The sequence below is a fragment of the Acinetobacter sp. BSP-28 genome (assembly GCF_044130285.1).
Classification (GTDB): Bacteria; Pseudomonadota; Gammaproteobacteria; order Pseudomonadales; family Moraxellaceae; genus Acinetobacter.
The window spans coordinates 1-1,152 of the sequence record NZ_JBIQOB010000075.1; the positions used below are offsets into that span (position 1 = coordinate 1).

At 36.4% G+C, this 1,152-nt stretch carries 1 protein-coding gene and 1 pseudogene; one reads left to right on the plus strand and one right to left on the minus strand.

All coding sequences use genetic code 11. The features are described from left to right. Positions 1-116: 116 nt before the first annotated feature. Positions 117-284, minus strand: a pseudogene (locus tag ACE01R_RS17790) (replication protein); the annotation flags it as partial. Between the two features lie 124 nt (positions 285-408). Here ACE01R_RS17790 and ACE01R_RS17795 point away from each other — a divergent pair. Continuing rightward, positions 409-603 carry a hypothetical protein gene (locus tag ACE01R_RS17795; protein WP_395552805.1) on the plus strand — a complete coding sequence of 65 codons (195 nt, stop codon included), beginning with the start codon at positions 409-411 and terminating at the stop codon, positions 601-603. The last annotated feature ends 549 nt before the right edge of the window (positions 604-1,152 follow it).

A 1,152-nucleotide genomic window follows, 5' to 3' on the forward strand; every position in this document is an offset into this window, starting at 1 on the left:
TACGGTATTCTGATGTGACAAAACCTGAGTCCTTTATAGTTAAAGTGTTTGTTTGCACTCATATTTTAACTATTTAGACTCAGGTTTTTTTATTTAAAGCAAACTATGGGACAGTAGTGATACAAGTCCCCTGTTATGGTCTGCCCGTCATCTGTCTTACTTACATGTCGAGTTGCTGCTGGAACTCCATAATCGCGAATATCACCATTAAATTGATGGTGATTATCAAAGCTACGCACATGCGTAGGAATGATTGGAATCGCTAAACGGAGAAAATCAAGCATTTTAAACATGTATACAAATAACATTGATGAGAATTTAATACATGTACACATGAATATCAAGCACAAATTACATGTATACAAGTAGTATTGACAACATGTTAGATGAATACAGATTGGTTAAAAAATGGCAATTACAGTTAGGCTAAACGATAAAGAGCAAGAAATGCTTAGAAAAAAATGCATTGAACTTAATAAACTATTGATTAATAGGAATTTAATGCCAATCAAGGAAAGTGAGCTTGTACATATTATTTTAGAACAATGTATAAATGAAACTGAATTAACAACAAGTGGACAAGTAAAAGTTATAGCAAAATAAATGTATAAATGCGAAACAGTCTCATTAAGTCTGAAAGCTCCGTTATATATAGCTCATAGAGCGAATTGCAAAAAACTTTCCGCAGTCAGGCACACTATTAAGCTCCGTTATATATAGCTCATAGAGCGAATTGCAAAAAACTTTCCGCAGTCAGGCACACTATTAGACAGTAGTGTGCCTCCTCAAAAACGCTCAAAAAGACACCGATCAATGCTCAATCCGTCGGTCGAACGTCCCTCCTCCCTCCGTCACTCGCATAGACCGATGTCGTATAATGCGGATTGATGTTAAATGCACTTCTCTGCCCTCTGCGATCCTAGCAACATTGACAAATAAAAAGCCCACTGGAGAGATTTACCAATGGGCTTTTTATTTGTAGCAATGTGAAGCGCAAGTAACATAATCACGGCTACATTATACGAAGTGATTTTGTTAGAAACCATTTAAAGTGTCTGTATTCTCACCAATAAAAATGTCTGGTCTATGATGCGCATCAACATCATGGACTGGATATGAATCGAGATGCTGATCACTATGTCTGACAAGGAA

What these genes read in the sequence shown, in the direction of transcription:
- ACE01R_RS17795 (WP_395552805.1), top strand. Translation starts at nt 409, where the DNA reads ATGGCAATTACAGTTAGGCTAAACGATAAAGAGCAAGAAATGCTTAGA.